The sequence below is a fragment of the Bacillus sp. DB-2 genome (genome assembly GCF_003315125.1).
GTDB classification, from domain to species: domain Bacteria; phylum Bacillota; class Bacilli; order Bacillales; family Bacillaceae_G; genus Bacillus_A; species Bacillus_A mycoides.
The window spans coordinates 80,727-96,355 of the sequence record NZ_QNRN01000007.1 but is presented as its reverse complement, the minus strand read 5'-3'; the positions used below and the strand labels follow the sequence as shown (position 1 = coordinate 96,355).

Annotated in this window: 19 protein-coding genes and 2 pseudogenes; 10 read left to right on the top strand and 11 right to left on the bottom strand. The window is 35.0% G+C overall.

The annotated features are described in order from the left end of the window. The first annotated feature begins 450 nt into the window (after positions 1 to 450). Positions 451 to 1,686, top strand: coding sequence for a dicarboxylate/amino acid:cation symporter (locus tag DET63_RS13615; protein ID WP_002086747.1), 1,236 nt, complete (start codon positions 451 to 453; stop codon positions 1,684 to 1,686). Between the two features lie 17 nt (positions 1,687 to 1,703). Here the strand turns inward: DET63_RS13615 and DET63_RS13610 are convergent, their stop codons facing one another. Both DET63_RS13610 and DET63_RS13605 read right to left on the bottom strand, forming a co-directional pair. Further along, positions 1,704 to 1,847 carry an imidazoleglycerol-phosphate dehydratase gene (locus DET63_RS13610; protein ID WP_113937003.1) on the bottom strand — a complete coding sequence of 48 codons (144 nt, stop codon included), beginning with the start codon at positions 1,845 to 1,847 and terminating at the stop codon, positions 1,704 to 1,706. 153 nt (positions 1,848 to 2,000) lie between these two features. Next, the gene (locus tag DET63_RS13605) at positions 2,001 to 2,420 is read right to left on the bottom strand and encodes a MarR family winged helix-turn-helix transcriptional regulator (RefSeq protein ID WP_002166098.1); all 420 of its coding nucleotides are present in this window, start codon (positions 2,418 to 2,420) and stop codon (positions 2,001 to 2,003) included. A gap of 162 nt (positions 2,421 to 2,582) precedes the next feature. On the opposite strand from DET63_RS13605, the gene DET63_RS13600 reads away from it, so the two are divergent. Next, positions 2,583 to 3,014, top strand: coding sequence for a regulatory YrvL family protein (locus DET63_RS13600; protein ID WP_113937002.1), 432 nt, complete (start codon positions 2,583 to 2,585; stop codon positions 3,012 to 3,014). A gap of 33 nt (positions 3,015 to 3,047) precedes the next feature. Next, entirely contained in the window at positions 3,048 to 3,635 is a 588-nt protein-coding gene (locus DET63_RS13595) for a thioredoxin family protein (protein ID WP_113937001.1), read from the top strand. A 30-nt stretch (positions 3,636 to 3,665) separates the two neighbouring features. Here DET63_RS13595 and uppP read toward each other — a convergent pair whose 3' ends face one another. Further along, the gene (gene uppP, locus DET63_RS13590; protein WP_002086752.1) at positions 3,666 to 4,457 is read right to left on the bottom strand and encodes a bacitracin resistance undecaprenyl-diphosphatase; all 792 of its coding nucleotides are present in this window, start codon (positions 4,455 to 4,457) and stop codon (positions 3,666 to 3,668) included. A gap of 182 nt (positions 4,458 to 4,639) precedes the next feature. Here uppP and DET63_RS13585 point away from each other — a divergent pair, with 182 nt between their 5' ends. From DET63_RS13585 to DET63_RS30250, 3 genes are all read left to right on the top strand, one after another. Beyond that, positions 4,640 to 5,998, top strand: coding sequence for an MATE family efflux transporter (locus tag DET63_RS13585; protein ID WP_113937000.1), 1,359 nt, complete (start codon positions 4,640 to 4,642; stop codon positions 5,996 to 5,998). Between the two features lie 76 nt (positions 5,999 to 6,074). Next, positions 6,075 to 6,248 carry a hypothetical protein gene (locus tag DET63_RS13580; protein WP_000343684.1) on the top strand — a complete coding sequence of 58 codons (174 nt, stop codon included), beginning with the start codon at positions 6,075 to 6,077 and terminating at the stop codon, positions 6,246 to 6,248. Between the two features lie 18 nt (positions 6,249 to 6,266). Then, positions 6,267 to 6,416: a hypothetical protein gene (locus tag DET63_RS30250; protein WP_000743737.1), complete on the top strand. Its 150-nt coding sequence runs from the start codon at positions 6,267 to 6,269 to the stop codon at positions 6,414 to 6,416. A gap of 25 nt (positions 6,417 to 6,441) precedes the next feature. Here DET63_RS30250 and DET63_RS13575 read toward each other — a convergent pair. Both DET63_RS13575 and DET63_RS13570 read right to left on the bottom strand, forming a co-directional pair. Next, positions 6,442 to 6,678: pseudogene (locus DET63_RS13575) on the bottom strand (biotin transporter BioY); the annotation flags it as partial. 232 nt (positions 6,679 to 6,910) lie between these two features. Beyond that, the gene (locus DET63_RS13570) at positions 6,911 to 7,723 is read right to left on the bottom strand and encodes a MerR family transcriptional regulator (RefSeq protein ID WP_000440177.1); all 813 of its coding nucleotides are present in this window, start codon (positions 7,721 to 7,723) and stop codon (positions 6,911 to 6,913) included. 84 nt (positions 7,724 to 7,807) lie between these two features. Here DET63_RS13570 and DET63_RS13565 point away from each other — a divergent pair, with 84 nt between their 5' ends. Further along, positions 7,808 to 8,980: an MDR family MFS transporter gene (locus DET63_RS13565; RefSeq protein WP_000384374.1), complete on the top strand. Its 1,173-nt coding sequence runs from the start codon at positions 7,808 to 7,810 to the stop codon at positions 8,978 to 8,980. Between the two features lie 128 nt (positions 8,981 to 9,108). Further along, positions 9,109 to 10,539, top strand: coding sequence for an IS4 family transposase (locus DET63_RS13560; protein WP_000072035.1), 1,431 nt, complete (start codon positions 9,109 to 9,111; stop codon positions 10,537 to 10,539). Between the two features lie 258 nt (positions 10,540 to 10,797). On the opposite strand, the pseudogene DET63_RS13555 reads toward DET63_RS13560, so the two are convergent. Continuing rightward, positions 10,798 to 11,094, bottom strand: a pseudogene (locus tag DET63_RS13555) (transcriptional regulator, Bla/Mec); the annotation flags it as partial. Between the two features lie 99 nt (positions 11,095 to 11,193). Between DET63_RS13555 and DET63_RS13550 the strand changes: the two are divergent. Continuing rightward, positions 11,194 to 12,102, top strand: coding sequence for an aminoglycoside phosphotransferase family protein (locus tag DET63_RS13550; RefSeq protein WP_113936998.1), 909 nt, complete (start codon positions 11,194 to 11,196; stop codon positions 12,100 to 12,102). Here DET63_RS13550 and DET63_RS30245 read toward each other — a convergent pair. The 5 genes from DET63_RS30245 to DET63_RS13535 form a co-directional block, all read right to left on the bottom strand. Next, positions 12,099 to 12,245 carry a hypothetical protein gene (locus tag DET63_RS30245; RefSeq protein ID WP_181777916.1) on the bottom strand — a complete coding sequence of 49 codons (147 nt, stop codon included), beginning with the start codon at positions 12,243 to 12,245 and terminating at the stop codon, positions 12,099 to 12,101. The genes DET63_RS13550 and DET63_RS30245 overlap by 4 nt on opposite strands. A gap of 96 nt (positions 12,246 to 12,341) precedes the next feature. Further along, positions 12,342 to 13,115, bottom strand: coding sequence for a hypothetical protein (locus DET63_RS13545; protein ID WP_113936997.1), 774 nt, complete (start codon positions 13,113 to 13,115; stop codon positions 12,342 to 12,344). A 24-nt stretch (positions 13,116 to 13,139) separates the two neighbouring features. Then, positions 13,140 to 13,586 (bottom strand): flavodoxin, encoded by a 447-nt coding sequence (locus DET63_RS13540; protein ID WP_113936996.1) that lies wholly within the window; start codon positions 13,584 to 13,586, stop codon positions 13,140 to 13,142. Then, positions 13,579 to 13,743: a hypothetical protein gene (locus tag DET63_RS30240; RefSeq protein WP_181777915.1), complete on the bottom strand. Its 165-nt coding sequence runs from the start codon at positions 13,741 to 13,743 to the stop codon at positions 13,579 to 13,581. The genes DET63_RS13540 and DET63_RS30240 overlap by 8 nt, the downstream gene beginning before the upstream one ends. A gap of 223 nt (positions 13,744 to 13,966) precedes the next feature. Beyond that, a complete protein-coding gene (locus tag DET63_RS13535) occupies positions 13,967 to 15,145 on the bottom strand; it encodes an amidohydrolase (protein WP_113936995.1) in 1,179 nt (392 codons plus the stop codon). Positions 15,146 to 15,481: 336 nt separating this feature from the next. Here DET63_RS13535 and DET63_RS13530 point away from each other — a divergent pair, with 336 nt between their 5' ends. After that, positions 15,482 to 15,628: a teichoic acid D-Ala incorporation-associated protein DltX gene (locus DET63_RS13530; protein WP_002011626.1), complete on the top strand. Its 147-nt coding sequence runs from the start codon at positions 15,482 to 15,484 to the stop codon at positions 15,626 to 15,628. Position 15,629 lies beyond the last annotated feature (1 nt).

The following is a 15,629-nucleotide window of genomic DNA, read 5'->3' as shown; positions in this document are numbered from 1 at the left end:
TTTCCATCCCTAATTAAATTGACATAAATTGTCCCCTTCCCTTGACCATCCTATATGTGATGGTCTTATTTTTTTATTCTCTCTTTCTTCTTACTTAAAACTCCCTCTCTCTTTCACTCTATGTTCACATCTAGACCACATCCACCTTTTATAGTATATGTATCGGAGCTGTTCCTCCCTAATTTATAAGACATTCCCCAGTGTCTTTGAATAGCTTCCATCCCTAATTAAATTGACATAAATTGTCCCCCTTCCCTAGGCCATCATGTGATGGTCTATTTTTTTTCCAAACACATAAATGTATTCTTTCCACATATTTCAGCAAAACTGGACTATATACATTGAAATAGACAATTTTATACTAAATATTCAGAAAATATTGTCAAAATAGGTATTTTTTCGGTACAATTAATTTAGAAAGCAATTTTACAAAAACAAGGAGGGATTTTATTGAAACAAACAAAAGCAATCTTAATTGCATTATTTCTCGGTCTAGTCGTTGGACTCACTTTAAATTTAGCTGCTCCATCCATTTTCGAGCCATTAAATCAATATGTGTTCAATCCACTTGGTCAATTGTTTATTCGACTCATTAAAATGCTAGTTGTTCCTGTTGTGTTCATTTCTATCGTACTCGGGGCTGCTGGTCTTGGAGATCCGAAACAACTTGGAAGAATTGGTTTAAAATCAATTTCATTCTTTCTCGTAACAACAGCTGTCGCTATCTCTATTGCAGTTACATTTGCACTTATCATAAAACCAGGAGCTGGCGGTAACTTTAAAACAGACGGGCTTAAGTATGAAGGTGCAAAAACTGAAACATCTTTCGTTGATACATTGCTGAATATTGTGCCAGATAATCCAGCAAAAGCGATGGCTGATGGGAACATGCTACAAATTATTGCCTTTGCCGCATTGATCGGACTCGGTTTAGCTGTTTTAGGAAAACGAGTTCAAGGTGTCCATTCATTACTTGAACAGGGCAACGAATTAATGATGTATCTTGTTAATCTCGTCATGAAATTAGCTCCAATCGGAACATTCGGGTTGCTCGCTTCGTCCGTTGGTAAAATGGGTCTTGCAGGCGTCGCTGCGATGTTCAAGTATATGATTGTCGTTATGTTGGTACTCATTATTCACGGTGTCTTCGTATACGGCGGCTTATTAAAGGTACTAGCCAAAGAAAGTATTATTCGTTTCTTTAAACATTTCGGTCCGGTAATGGCAATTGGGTTTAGTACATCTAGCTCTAATGCGTCCCTTCCATTTGCCATGAAAACCGCCCAAGAAAAACTTGGAGTTCCAAAAGCGATAAGCTCTTTTGTACAACCACTAGGTGCAACGATTAATATGGATGGTACTGCTATTATGCAAGGGGTAGCAACTGTATTTATCGCTCAAGTATACGGCGTTGAACTTACATTACCACAATTAGCTATGGTCGTATTAACTGCTGTACTAGCTAGTATCGGTACTGCAGGTGTACCAGGTGTTGGACTAGTGATGCTTACGATGGTTTTAAATCAAGTAAATCTACCAGTAGAAGGCATTGCTTTAATTATCGGTATTGACCGCATTCTAGATATGTCTAGAACTGCTGTAAATATTTCCGGTGATGCAATTTGTGCAATGATTGTTGCAAAATCAGAAGAAAAATATAATACGGATCAATCTGCAGCATCTTAAATCAAAAAAGGAGTGAATCATTTCACTCCTTTTTTCGAACGATATTCTTTTCCTTTATTATCATTTCCCGTTTCAAATTCAGTACTAAACTCCTGCTGGAATTGCCCTGATTTTGGTGAACCTTGATTTCCACTTCCTTGACTACCATTACGATTCGTCATATTTCCGCCTCCTTCCTTTATTAGTAGTATGGCGCTCTATCTTTTTTCATACACATTTTATTTTTTATCATCTATTACACACAGAAGAAGACCTTCCATATATGAGGAAGGTCTTCTTTTTCATCAGGTAAGCGTTTTCTTATTTGTAATTATTTAAATAAGTTTTTTAGAAATAGATATCATTATATCCATTTCATCTTCTGAAAGTGCGGAAAATCTTTCTTGTAAATATTTCTTTTTCTCACCTTCCATTTTCGCCACTAAATCTTTCCCTTGTTCTGTAATCTCTAAATATACAACTCGGCGATCTGATGTAGAACGTGAACGAGTTACAAAGCCTTTATTAATTAATTTTTCTGTAACAGCTGTAATATGACTATTCGACACATTTAACTCATTCGCTACACGTGAGACCATTTCTTTATTCGTACGGTTCAATATTCTAAGGACAATGAACTCATTCCACGGTATGTAACCACCAAATATTTTTCCAATATCATTACGCAACGTGCGAAACATTGCAAAAACATTTGTCGATAGTTCTTCCATTAATTGTTCTCGATTTTGAGACAACTTTGACAGCCCCTTTTATTTAATTTAGTTAAATAAAAACCTTATTAATAATTTTACACGAAATCTTACTTTTTGTCACCTTATTTCCCCGTAATTCGTAGTTTTTTAATAGATATTTCATGGTACAATGAAATTGATTTTCCAGAAAAAGGAGTTGGGGCAATGAGTCAAGAAGACAAACTTTCTAATCTCAGTCTAAAAGATAAGACTATTATTATTAGTGTTGTTATTCTTATTCTCATTATATTCTTTGCATTTATATTTTTTGTATATGTAGGAATCTTTCATATTACAGGTATAGAATATTCATCAAGAACAGCTCTACTACTCTTTTTTTTACTCATTCTTTTATTAGACGGTATTACATATTTTATATTCATTTTCTTTAAAGTGCTCCTACATCCAATGATGACAAGTATGCCCAATTGGCTCTCAATTGCTCTGCTCTCTATAATTGAAATTACGTTAGATTGGTTTGTCATACATACCGCCGATGACTGGATAGAGAGTGTACAAATGTCCAACATAGCTGAATTATGTGTCGCACTATTCCTTTACACACTAAATAAATTATTTAGTGATAAGAAAGAGTAAGAATACAAGCTTTTCTATATAAAAATTGGTACAATAAAAATAAATCATACTAAAGAGGTGTTACTTATGAACTTACTACAATGGGCTGATAAAGGTATGTCCTTTGATACATATGTGAATGAAATGAAAGTAAACCAATACGAGCTACTACACATTTACAATAATTTTTTAATTCCAAATGAATTACTTCCTATATTAGAAGAACGCCAAAATGATGGCTGGCGTGTTATCGTATTAACAGCTGATTGGTGCGGCGATGCTCTTTTGTGTGTACCTGTTATGAAACGAATTTCTGAAGTTGCAAATATTGATATGCGGTTATTAATTCGCGATGAAAACTTAGAATTAATGGATCAATACTTAACAAACGGAACAGCACGTGCGATTCCAATCTTTATTTTCATTGATAAAGACGGAAATGAACAAGCCGTCTTTGGACCACGAGCTCCAAAAATACAAGAATTAGTAACTTCAATGCGCGCTACATTACCTGAAAAAGAAGATCCAACATTCGAAGAGAAACAAAAAGAAATGTATGCTAATTTCCGTGCTACATTAGCTGATGATACTTCTCTTTGGGAACATGTAATGGAAAGCATGATTGAGAGAGTAGTAAAATAAAAAACCTGCCGATTTCGGCAGGTTTTTTTATTACATAATGAAGAAATAGAATACCGCAGCTAAAATGAAACGGTAGTAAGCGAACGGTGTTAGTTTTACACGACCTAATAATTTTAAGAATGAAACAATTGCAAGCATCGCAACAACGAATGCTGTAATAAATCCAGTTGCAAATAATGGTATATCAGCCGCGCTTAATATATCCCAGCTTTTAATTAAATCTAAGGCACTTGCAGCTACCATCATTGGCACCGCTAGAATAAATGTATATTCCGCTGCCGCTGTATGCGAAACACGTGCTAATAAACCACCACTTATTGTTGATCCAGAACGAGAAAATCCTGGCCAAAGTGCTAAACATTGGAACATTCCGATTGTAAATGCTTGCTTATATGTGATTTCATCTAACGTTCTTGCTGTACTTGGTTTTGAAAACTTCTCAGCAACAATCATTAAAATACCACCAGCTACTAAGCTAATAACAACCGGTCCTGGACCGAATAAAACTTCTTTAATTGCACTATGGAATAATACGCCGAGTATGCCGGCAGGAATCATCCCGATAATAATATGTAATAAATTTAACGATGGTCCATCAGTTACTTTCCCTATTCCAACTAATGACCATAGACGTTTCCAAAATATAACAACAACTGCTAAAATCGATCCCAATTGGATTACAACTTCAAAAACTTTCGCTCTATCGTCTTCAAATCCAATTAAATGTCCTGTTAAAATCATATGTCCTGTTGATGATACTGGTAAAAACTCTGTTAACCCTTCAACAGCACCCATGATTAAACCAATTAACCAATCAGCCACAAGTAGTGCCTCCTTAATAACGAATATGTAATTTTTTCACACCTTATCATAATACCTTATCCCTTTTCAAAGTGCATCCTTTTTTTATTGATTTTATTTGTTGTATACGCTTATTTCTTTTCTATTTTTTGATTAAATTGTATGATAATAAGAGTTTGTTTTTTACGTTGAAAGGGGATTTTATGAAAGAAACTACTTCATTCTCACAAAAGTTAAAGCAATTTTCATTACTCTTTTTCCCGATTTTTGTAACGCAAATGTCATTATTTGCGATGAGCTTTTTTGATACGACAATGTCAGGACATGCGAGTCCTATTGATTTAGCGGGTGTTGCTATCGGAACAAGTATATGGCTTCCCGTTAGTACCGGCTTAACCGGAATTTTAATGGCTACTACTCCTATTGTTGCACAGCTCGTTGGATCAAAGAAAAAGGAGGACGTTCCTCACATTGTCATACAAGCAGTATATTTAGCAATTTGTGCTAGTTTCGTTGTTATCCTTATCGGATTCTTCGCTGTTTCACCTATTTTAAATGGCATGCAATTAGAAGAACCCGTGGAACGTATTGCAGCACAATTTTTAAGTATTATCGCGATTGGAATTATCCCTTTATTTACTTACACCGTCTTACGTGGATTTATTGATGCATTAGGAAAAACTCGAACAACGATGATTATTACATTACTATCATTACCAATTAATGTAGTATTAAATTACTTATTAATTTTTGGTCACTTTGGCTTTCCAAAACTCGGTGGTGTTGGTGCGGCAATCGCTTCTGCAGCAACATATTGGTGTATTTTAATTATTACCGTCATTATTATTCGTACGAAAGAGCCTTTCGCTTCTTTCAATATCTTTAAACAGTTATACCGCCCTTCCTTTACGAGCTGGAAGGAATTCCTGAAACTTGGCGTCCCTATCGGATTTGCTATCTTTTTTGAGACGAGTATTTTCGCTGCGGTAACACTTATGATGAGCAATTTTAGTACGACAACAATAGCAGCACATCAAGCAGCTATGAACTTTGCTTCCTTGTTATATATGACTCCTTTAAGTTTAGCAATGGCAATGACGATAGCCGTTGGATTTGAAGTTGGAGCAAAACGATACAATAATGCGAAACAATATGGATTTATCGGAATTGGGTTAGCCCTTGCTTTCGCTCTTTTATATTCAATCCTTCTTTATTTCTTTGATGATGAAATTGCTTCTATTTATACGACAAATGCAAATGTCCATCATTTAGCTAAAGAATTTCTTATATTCGCGATTTTATTTCAAATTTCAGATGCGATTGCAACTCCAGTACAAGGAGCACTTCGTGGTTATAAAGACGTAAATGTTGCCTTAATTATGACATTAATAGCTTATTGGGTAATAGGTCTACCTCTTGGCTACATGTTAGCAACTTATACTGACTGGGCAGCAAAAGGTTATTGGATCGGTCTTATTATCGGTCTAGCATTTGGGGCAATCTTCCTGCTTATCCGTCTCTTTCAAGTACAAAGAAAATATACAACGCAAAGCAGCCGCTAATGATATAGCGGCTGTTTTCTTCATGCATATTTTTTCTTGTAACGTGTAACATAATGAAAAAGAAAGGTGGATACATATGGACGAAAAACAAAAGAAACAATCATTCGATGAAGAATTCGCCCCTGAAATTTCACCTGGATATCGGCAAGATGTACATAAGCCACCTAAATATAAAAACACTTCTTTTTTAATGGGCATTACCATTTTCGCAGCTGTATTACTCGTGCTCATCATTTTCGTCTATTTTTAAGGAAGGGTGGTCTATTATATGAAAAAACAAGATTCAAATCGTTCAAAAAGAACTGTTAAAACAGAAAAAGGATATGCAGGAGATTCTGTTCATACACTGAAACAAGTTGAGCAAGGAAATTTATACATTGCTCAAAAAGAACTTGGTCAACAAAATGAAAATCTTTAAAGTCCCTCTGCTTCTAGAGGTTTTTTTATTGTACATATTGTTTTTGTTCTAACACCATGAATAAATTATTAACCTTTACAATTTTCATGTCATAATTTAATTTCATTTCACTTCTCTTGCCATTTTCAATACCAGTAACGTACGCTACAGCATGATAGCGAAAACTCTCATCTGTCTCTTCACGTATCTCTTCGTTTGTAAATTTATACTCTAAATCCCGAAAACGGTTTGGGTAATAATTTTCTATTAGCTGTTCATACCCCATCACCATCAAGCTAAGAAAAGCAAATACCCGAAAATGAGAAAATTGACGTCTCCAGATTAAAACGTACAATTTTCTCGTTTTGGGGGTATTTTAAAATTTCAACTTGATGATGGGGTATGCCCTACTAAACATAAAGTTCGATTCTCTTTTTATCACTTTTTTTAAAAGTACTCGCTGCAATTGTTTTTCCTATTTTTAATTTTTACTAAACAAAGATAACATTATAGCTTTAACTCTTTAAACACTTTGTTACCTGTATACTAATTTTAGTAAGATATTCCTCCTTATTATTAGTTCTTAATGGATTGTAGAAGTAATCTTCATAGGCATTTCCTTCAATAACATAGCCCTCTGATTTGATAAATTCCGTGATATTGTGGTATGCGGATTCAATATCTTTATAAGATCCTTGGTGATAATATATGACATAAATTCCTCCTGGTTTTGATTGACCTGTTTCTAAATCACTATAACAAAATAAGTGATCTACCTCCTCATATCTTTCTTGAATCAGGCTCTCTCTTGTTATCACAGATCCAATAGGAGCAGGAACAAACAAGCCTATTTGCTTGCTAAAATGTTTTACCCAATCGAAATCGGTCATGCTATTTTTCGAATTTACATCGCTTAAGAAAATAGATTTTTTCTGTGTCTTTTGGATATAAACCTTCCCAACTTCAACGTTTTTTCTTTCTTCTTCCATTGAAATAATACCCTTAAAGAAACGACGAATTTGAATTAATTTCTCAATTTCTTCTTCCACCAGAACTGTCTGCTGTTTTGCCATTTCAACAAGTTTGTAAGTGTTGGGAGAATTAAGATATTCTTTTAGTTCCTCAATCGAAACTCCCACTTTCCGAAGAGATTGGAGTGTTGAGAATGTATTAATTTGATCGTAGGTATAATATCGATAACCATTGGGAAGTTTACCGGCAGGTTTAAAAAGATTGATTCTATCATAATAAAACAAGGTGTCTTTTTTCACCCCAAAATAACTAGCAAATTCTCCTGTACTTAAGGTTTTAAGGTTTTTTCTCTCCAAGTTAAAAACTCCTCTTGACTATAGACTAACTCCACACTTCATACTAGCATAAGCAAACGCATGTTAATACAGGAGGTTTTTATTATGGATTATTTTCACCCCCTCGTCTGGCAGCTGCTCGGTGGTACGACCTTCGCCCGCACAGCTAGCTTTATGACGATACCATTTTTAGCACTTTATTTACAAAATGATTTACATGCCTCACCAATTATGATTGGTTTAGCAGTCGGTATTTCACAATTGACTGCGACATTTGGTGGCTTCTTCGGTGGTTTCTTTACTGACCGGTTTGGCCGAAAAAAAATTATCATCATATCGATGTTCTGTTGGAGTATAGTCTTTTATGGCTTTGCATTCGCAAACTCTGTTTGGATATTCGTTCTATGCAATGCTCTCAACGGTATCTGTCGTGCATTTTTTGAACCAGCTTCACAAGCTTTGATGATTGACTATACTGACGAAGATAGGCGTCGTCGCCTATTTTCAATTCGATATACTGCCATCAATTTATCAGCTGTGATCGGCCTTTTGCTCGGTATTGTCATTTCAAAAGCATCATCAATAAGTTTTCCATTCCTTATTACTGCAACGATGTACTTATTGTATGCGATTTTCTTAGTCATCACTTTACGACGTATAGAGGAGCAGAATACGGTCAATGTTACGCAAGATATTGGCGACTTGATGCGTGTTCTTTTACAAGATAGCACACTTATGTTGCTCATTATTGCGAGTGTTATTTGCAATTTCGTATATATGCAAACAGAGGCAACAATGCCACAATTGCTTAATTTAACTATGGCAGACGGAGTAGCATTATATTCAGTTCTAATTGTGATTAATGCTGCAACAATCGTAATTCTTCAATTGCCACTCGGCATTTTAAGCGAAAAAGTAGCAATCAAAACAAGTCTTATTTTCGGGGGCGGACTATTAGCACTTGGTATGTTAATCTTCCACTTCGCTGATAATTGGACACTTTTTATTGTCGGTATGGTTGTGTTCTCACTTGGTGAAATTTTTGTTTTCCCAATGACGAGTGCTATAGTCGAAATGATTGCACCCGCGCATCAAAAAGCAACATATCTTGGTTTTATGCAATTTCAAAACTTAGGTGGCTTCTTAGGCCCAGTGCTTGGTGGCTGGTTGATTATCCATTTTGCACCACAATTGTATTTGGTGATGGTTAGCCTATGCTTAGTAGTTATTATTTGCTACATAGCAGCTTTACGTGGCAAATCATTTCGAATGTCTTAATACAAATAAAAACTGTGACTACATGAGGTACGGTCACATTACCATAAAGCTAAGGTTTCACACTATTCATTAAGCAAAAAAGACGTTATTCTTACTGTAGAATTATAGGAAAGGATGGCGTTTTTTGTATGTCTAATTCTGTATCTGACGACTTACAATTATTTGCACAGGAGATAAAGAGTCTTTTATCCCCAAATACCTTACAGAATCTAGCTAGAGATGTTGGATTTGTACAGCGAACAAGTAAGTATCAAGCACAAGAGTTAGTAGCTTTATGCGTATGGCTAAGCCAAAGTGTAGCAAAAACTTCCTTAACCCAGTTATGTAGTTGTTTAGAAGTATCAACAGAAGTACTCATCAGTCCTGAAGGACTAAATCAAAGATTTAACGCCGCAGCCGTCCAGTTTCTACAACAAGTTTTAGCCAAACTTCTAAACCAAAAGTTATCTTCAGCTAAGCTAATTTCTTCTCCATATACTTCTATTTTCAAGCGTATTCGTATCTTAGATTCAACTGCATTTCAACTCCCGGATGTATTTTCATCGGTTTATCCAGGTGCAGGAGGATGCAGCCATACAGCTGGGATAAAAATTCAGCTTGAGTATGATTTGTTAAGCGGACAGTTCCTACATATTCATACAGGTCCAGGTAAACAACATGATCGCACTTACGGCTCTCTGTGTGCCCCAACTGTGGCAGCGAATGATTTATGTATCCGAGATTTAGGTTATTTTCATTTAAAAGACCTTCAATATATACAAGATCAAGAGGCCTACTATATTTCTCGTATCAAGTCGAATACACGTATTTATCAAAAAAATCCTAACCCTGATTATTTTCAAGATGGAAGAATTAAGAAAGGTACAGAGTATATACAGTTAGATATGGAGACGGTAATGAACTCCCTTCAGCCAGGACAAACATGGGAAATAGCTAATGCTTATGTAGGAATGATTGATAAAGTGTCAGCTCGTGTAATTGTCCATCGATTAACAAAACAACAGCAACAAAAACGATTACAAGATCAAGCTGTAAGAGAAAAAAAGAAAGGAATGAAGTATTCTCCTCGTAGTAAACGACTCAGTGGTATCAATGTATATATGACAAACACTTCTACAGATATTGTCCCGATGGGACAGGTACATGACTGGTATTCTTTGCGTTGGCAAATCGAAATTTTATTTAAAACGTGGAAGTCATTCTTTCAAATCCATCATTGTAAAAAGATAAAATCAGAACGATTGGAGTGCCATTTATATGGCCAATTGATTGCCATTCTACTCTGTTCTTCTATCATGTTTCAAATGCGCCAATTGCTCCTCATGAAGAAAAAACGAGAGCTTAGTGAGTATAAAGCCATATATATGATTAAAGACTATTTTCTTCTTCTATTCCAAACTATACAAAAAAACACCCAAGAGCTATCAAAGGTGTTACTCCGCCTGTTCAATCTCCTACAGCAAAACGGGCGGAAATCTCATCGATATGAGAAAAAAACGGTCTTTGATATATTAGGTGTCGTTTACAATTGTACCATGTCTGATAATCAAGCCGCTTAATTCAAAAAAGTGAAACCCGTTAGGGTTTATTTCGTATGCAAATCTTTCAATCACCTACACTTGCCCTTTAGAAAAAGAAACAATCTCGCCTAAAATTGACTTTGCATAAGCTTAGCTTGATAGCGATGGGGTAGCACCACATACCTATCAAGCTAAGGTTTTGAAGTACCCCCCAAATGAAAATTTTCTTTCTCAATAGTTAGTTATTTTGAGAAGTCAGCTCATTTTTTCATTTTAGGGGGTATTTTGTTTTATTAGGTTGATAGCGATGTGTTCATACCCTCTATTTACAAATATTTCTTCACCTTTTCGTTTCACATCTTCTTTATTATTAAACTCAAACACTGCTAGTTGCGCTGTCACAAAGTGTTCTCCTACATTTTTCTTTTCTTTATGAGTTAAAGTTTCTATACTTTTGTTCTTTAATTCCTTATTTAACTCGTAGCGATCTATCGGTTTAAAAGTGGAAAAAACCTCCTCTTTATATGACCAAAACAATCCAAAAGCGATACATAGAGAAATGATTAATATTCTTTTCTTCGTAATGCACCCCACCCTCCTCCATAATGATAGTTATATTTTAACATATAGAAAGAAAATTCTGATATCATAAAGTGGAATAACCTACCTTTAACTTAGAAACGAGGAACAATTATGGACTCTTACAAACAATATATAAAAGAAGCTCTGCCCGGTCTTTCTATACATTCATATAAACAAAATGAAGAAGGTTGGGATAATATAGCGGTTATTATAAATGACGAACTACTATTTCGTTTCCCGCGAAAACTTGAATATGCACAGCGAATTCCGTTAGAAAAAGAACTGTGCACTATTCTTTCTCATTCATTACAAGAAATTGCAGTCCCTAAGTATAAACTATTGTATAAGAATAATTGTAATACCGTTCCATTTTGTAGCTATTATCCTCTCATTCACGGTGAACCGTTAACAACTGAAATAGTTACCGAGCTAGAGAAAAAAGAATTGAAAGCAATCATTACACAATTAGCCACTTTCCTTGCGGCTTTACATAGTATTCCTTTAAAACGTACTGAAACGCTAGGGTTCCCTATCGAAAAAACACTTACCTACTGGAAAGAACTACAAACAAAATTAAATCAATATCTTACTAATAGTCTTACTTCATTACAGAAATTAGCCTTAAATCGTTTATTCGAAAGTTTCTTTACCTGTATAACTAAATCTACCTTTCAAAATGCAATCATTCATGCCGACTTTACACATCATCACATTTTATTTAACAACCTGCACAAAAACATTTCAGGTGTTATCGATTTTGGAGATGCTCAAATTGGCGATCCCGCTTTTGATTTCGCTGGGCTATATTATGATTTCGGTCATGAGTTTACTACATCTGTATATGAACAATACAGTGCAGTTATTTCTCACCGCGATCCATTACTCATTCACCGCATCACTACCTTTTATCAATACAGCCCTTTACTACATAACCTTATTTATAACATTGAAACAAACAATGAAATAACATTAAAGAAGAATGAAGAACAGCTTAAAGCAATACTACAGGGACGAGATTAAATTCTCTCCTCATACATCATTAATTTTTTATCCATTTCAACAATAACTTTATACAATTGAAACGCCTGTAAAATTTGCAGTTGAATTCCAAAAGGAGCATTCTGTTCTTTTAACCATTGAAATACTTTCATTTCATCTTTCATTGATTATTCCCCCCTTTATTAATCTGCTACAAATATACGGTAAATGATGAAAAGCTTTTCATGTCAATAACAAAAAAGGATGCAAATTTGCATCCTTTAATGTACTATATTTTTCTTCTGCTTCGCTTCTTTCTTTACTTCTTCCCTTTGGCATTCACTACGAAACGCACAACTCATACACTCATAACGAAAATGACGCTCTGTATAGTGCTCAGGTTGCTGCAACATTTCTTTCATTCTAAATAAATCATCCATTCCAGTTATAATATCTTCCTGCTTTGGAATGTACTCATACTTAGTTCCTTCTATTAAATTAATAACTTCAATTTTCCCTGGAAGAATACCGAAAGCTTTATAACTGAATACTGTCATTAGCTTCTGACAAAGAGCAAGCATTTCCTCATCCGCATCGACAACATACTTTTTAATTACAAACGATTCAGTACTCCACTCACCAACTTCAAATGTCAATGACATGTGGACACCTAACTCTTCCATATATGTTTGAAACTTCTCATATAAAAATAACGGCGGTGCCTGACTATCATCCCTTTCAACAAACTGTAATAAGTGATCAGTTAGCTTCGCTAAAACAATATAGTACTCCGCCTTTGAAGCAAACATATTAATCCTTACTTTTTTCCAATACTTTTCTATTAATATTAAAAGTACAATTTTCGTTTGTTGGCCCGCAGGTAGCGTGTAATATTCATTAATAATTTGATTCACAATCATTTGCGCTATTTGTTGCCATTCAAATGAAGAAGGTTCTCTTCTTTTTATATGACGGAAATAAAATTTGTGTGGACAACGCATAAAATCATACAAATGGTAATCTGTCATCGTTTTGATTGAGATTTTTTCATGCAATTGCTCTTCATCTCCCTTCTGCCATTAAGAAAGGTGTTTTACGAATTCAGCTCCAAACTGTAAACATTTTTCTACATCTTCATCTTCTGGCGTTAATTCTACTTTCAATCCTTCTAACACAACTGCTGCCCCGCGCTCCTGTAGCTTTTCTATTAAAATATCAACCGCTAACCCGTATTTCGGATAAGCCGAATCACAAGAACCGAATGCAGCTGCTTTTTTACCAGTTAAGTTAATAGAATCCATTGCATCATAAAAATCTAAAAAATCATCAGGAAGATCACCATCTCCCCAAGTATAAGCACCTAAAATAATACCGTCGTATTGCTCTAATATAGAAGCTTCTGGTGTATCCATAATATCAATTACTTCAATCTCATTTTCTGTTTCACGAATCGCACTCGCAATATGGTCAGCCATTTCCTCTGTATTTCCACTCATACTTGCAAAAATCATTACTAACTTACTCAACTGAACCTCTCCTTTTACCTTGTATCTCTTTTTCTGTTTGAAGTGTACTCTTCTCACCTACATATTCAGAACGAATTATATTTCGTTGCCATTCAATATGCTTATCAACATCTTTATTTTTTAATTCCCTTCGTAAAAGGTGAAATGTTTTTCTCATTAAGGTTCCTCATCTATTTTATTGATAATAATTATCAATTTCAATTATACCATTAGATTAATTGAAATTGATTATCAAAGTCAATAACTATTTTTTTAAAAATAGTTAAAATGTACAAGCTTGTCCGTTAGCTATTCATATACTATAAATGAGCATAGTTCTTTCTCAGCCCTCTCTGACGGAAGAAATAAAAGCAACTGCAATAGAGTGCAGTTGCCTTTTTTTATGCTTTATCAATTTCTAGTAGTCTTATAGTTGCCTCTAAAAATAGTTCCACTCCATTAATTAAAGCCGATTCATCCACATCAAATTTCGGATGATGATGTGGATAACAAGTATCAATATTTTTATTCCCTGTTCCTAATTTAATGAAACAACCAGGTGCTTTTCTTAAATACGCTGAAAAATCTTCCCCTCCCATAGAAGGTTCAAGATGCACAATACGCTGATTTCCGAACAATTTTATCGCACTTTTTTCTACTATTTTCGTAATGTACTCATTATTAACAACTGGATCATATCCGTAACGATACGTATATGTATAATCTCCCCCATGTGCTTCTGTAATTCCTTTTACAATTTGCTCAATTTTCTCTTTTGCTTCCTCTCTTAATGTTTGATTAAAAGATCGAACAGTTCCCATTAAAGCTGCTGCACTAGGAATGATATTATCGGCCATCCCCCCATGAAATTGTGTAACTGACACTACTCTATGCATAAAAGCACTTGTATTTCTTGATACGATATGTTGTAAATTTGTAATAATTTGTGCTCCGATAGCAATAGGATCTATCGTTTCTTCTGGTCGTGCCGCGTGACCACCCTTTCCTAAAATTTCAATTGTAAATACGTCTGGTGCTGCCATCATAGGGCCATATACAATTCCTATCTTTCCACTTTCTAATCCAGACATAACGTGCAAACCTACTACATAATCGACGCCGTCCATAACACCGGCCTCCACCATTTCTTGTCCACCACCGGGATACACTTCCTCTGCGTGCTGAAAGAACAGACGGATTTCGCCTGCAAAATCTTCCTTCATATTTGCTAGCGTCTCTGCTGTACTTAATAAAATAGCTGTATGTGCATCGTGCCCGCATGCGTGCATTACACCTTTATTAACCGATCCATATGGCTTTAGTGTCTCTTCTTGAATTGGTAATGCGTCTATATCAGCTCGAATCGCAACTACTTTTCCTTGTTGCCTTCCTCTTTTAATTGCTAGCACACTGTACTGCGTTGGTCTCGTTACTTCAAAAGAAGAAAATGAGCATAATGTTTCATATATAAATTGCGAAGTTTCTTTTTCATGAAACGATAATTCCGGATACTTATGGAAATGCCGTCTCCATTTAATGATATTTTCCTCTGAAATAACACTCCTCCACTCTCTTTTCATAATAATTACCTCCTTTTAAAAGGCTCTATACCTTGAAAATGTACTAAGTACCCAGTGATTATTAACCCACTCCAATTCAGGAATAACAAAACAAATATTATATTTTCTCGCCTTCACACAATCCACTTCCTATTTACATGTCAAACCCATTACAAATTCATGCTGAATGTAATATAATTGCTAAGTTAGGGATTTTCTTTTTTAGTATTTAGTGCTAATATCAGAAAAGAGCCTTTTGACTTATTTTTACCTAAAATGTGGGATTTTGTTTTTTTCACAATCATGTAGGACATGATACCTACAAAGAGCTATTATTTCATTAAGCGAGGGAAAGACATGGAAAGATTAAAAGAGATATGGTCTCAACCACTCACACAATGGGTTGCAAAGACGGTTTATTACCTTGCAATTTTATTTGCATTACTTTGGTTGTATGGATTCCATGATACAAACACAAGTACATTTATTTACAATGAATTCTAGG

What these genes read in the sequence shown, in the direction of transcription:
- DET63_RS13610 (WP_113937003.1), bottom strand. Translation starts at nt 1,847, where the DNA reads ATGACGAATCGTAATGGTAGTCAAGGAAGTGGAAATCAAGGTTCACCA.
- DET63_RS13600 (WP_113937002.1), top strand. Translation starts at nt 2,583, where the DNA reads ATGAGTCAAGAAGACAAACTTTCTAATCTCAGTCTAAAAGATAAGACT.
- DET63_RS13585 (WP_113937000.1), top strand. Translation starts at nt 4,640, where the DNA reads ATGAAAGAAACTACTTCATTCTCACAAAAGTTAAAGCAATTTTCATTA.
- DET63_RS13580 (WP_000343684.1), top strand. Translation starts at nt 6,075, where the DNA reads ATGGACGAAAAACAAAAGAAACAATCATTCGATGAAGAATTCGCCCCT.
- DET63_RS30250 (WP_000743737.1), top strand. Translation starts at nt 6,267, where the DNA reads ATGAAAAAACAAGATTCAAATCGTTCAAAAAGAACTGTTAAAACAGAA.
- DET63_RS13565 (WP_000384374.1), top strand. Translation starts at nt 7,808, where the DNA reads ATGGATTATTTTCACCCCCTCGTCTGGCAGCTGCTCGGTGGTACGACC.
- DET63_RS13560 (WP_000072035.1), top strand. Translation starts at nt 9,109, where the DNA reads ATGTCTAATTCTGTATCTGACGACTTACAATTATTTGCACAGGAGATA.
- DET63_RS13550 (WP_113936998.1), top strand. Translation starts at nt 11,194, where the DNA reads ATGGACTCTTACAAACAATATATAAAAGAAGCTCTGCCCGGTCTTTCT.
- DET63_RS30245 (WP_181777916.1), bottom strand. Translation starts at nt 12,245, where the DNA reads ATGAAAGATGAAATGAAAGTATTTCAATGGTTAAAAGAACAGAATGCT.
- DET63_RS30240 (WP_181777915.1), bottom strand. Translation starts at nt 13,743, where the DNA reads ATGAGAAAAACATTTCACCTTTTACGAAGGGAATTAAAAAATAAAGAT.
- DET63_RS13535 (WP_113936995.1), bottom strand. Translation starts at nt 15,145, where the DNA reads ATGAAAAGAGAGTGGAGGAGTGTTATTTCAGAGGAAAATATCATTAAA.
- DET63_RS13530 (WP_002011626.1), top strand. Translation starts at nt 15,482, where the DNA reads ATGGAAAGATTAAAAGAGATATGGTCTCAACCACTCACACAATGGGTT.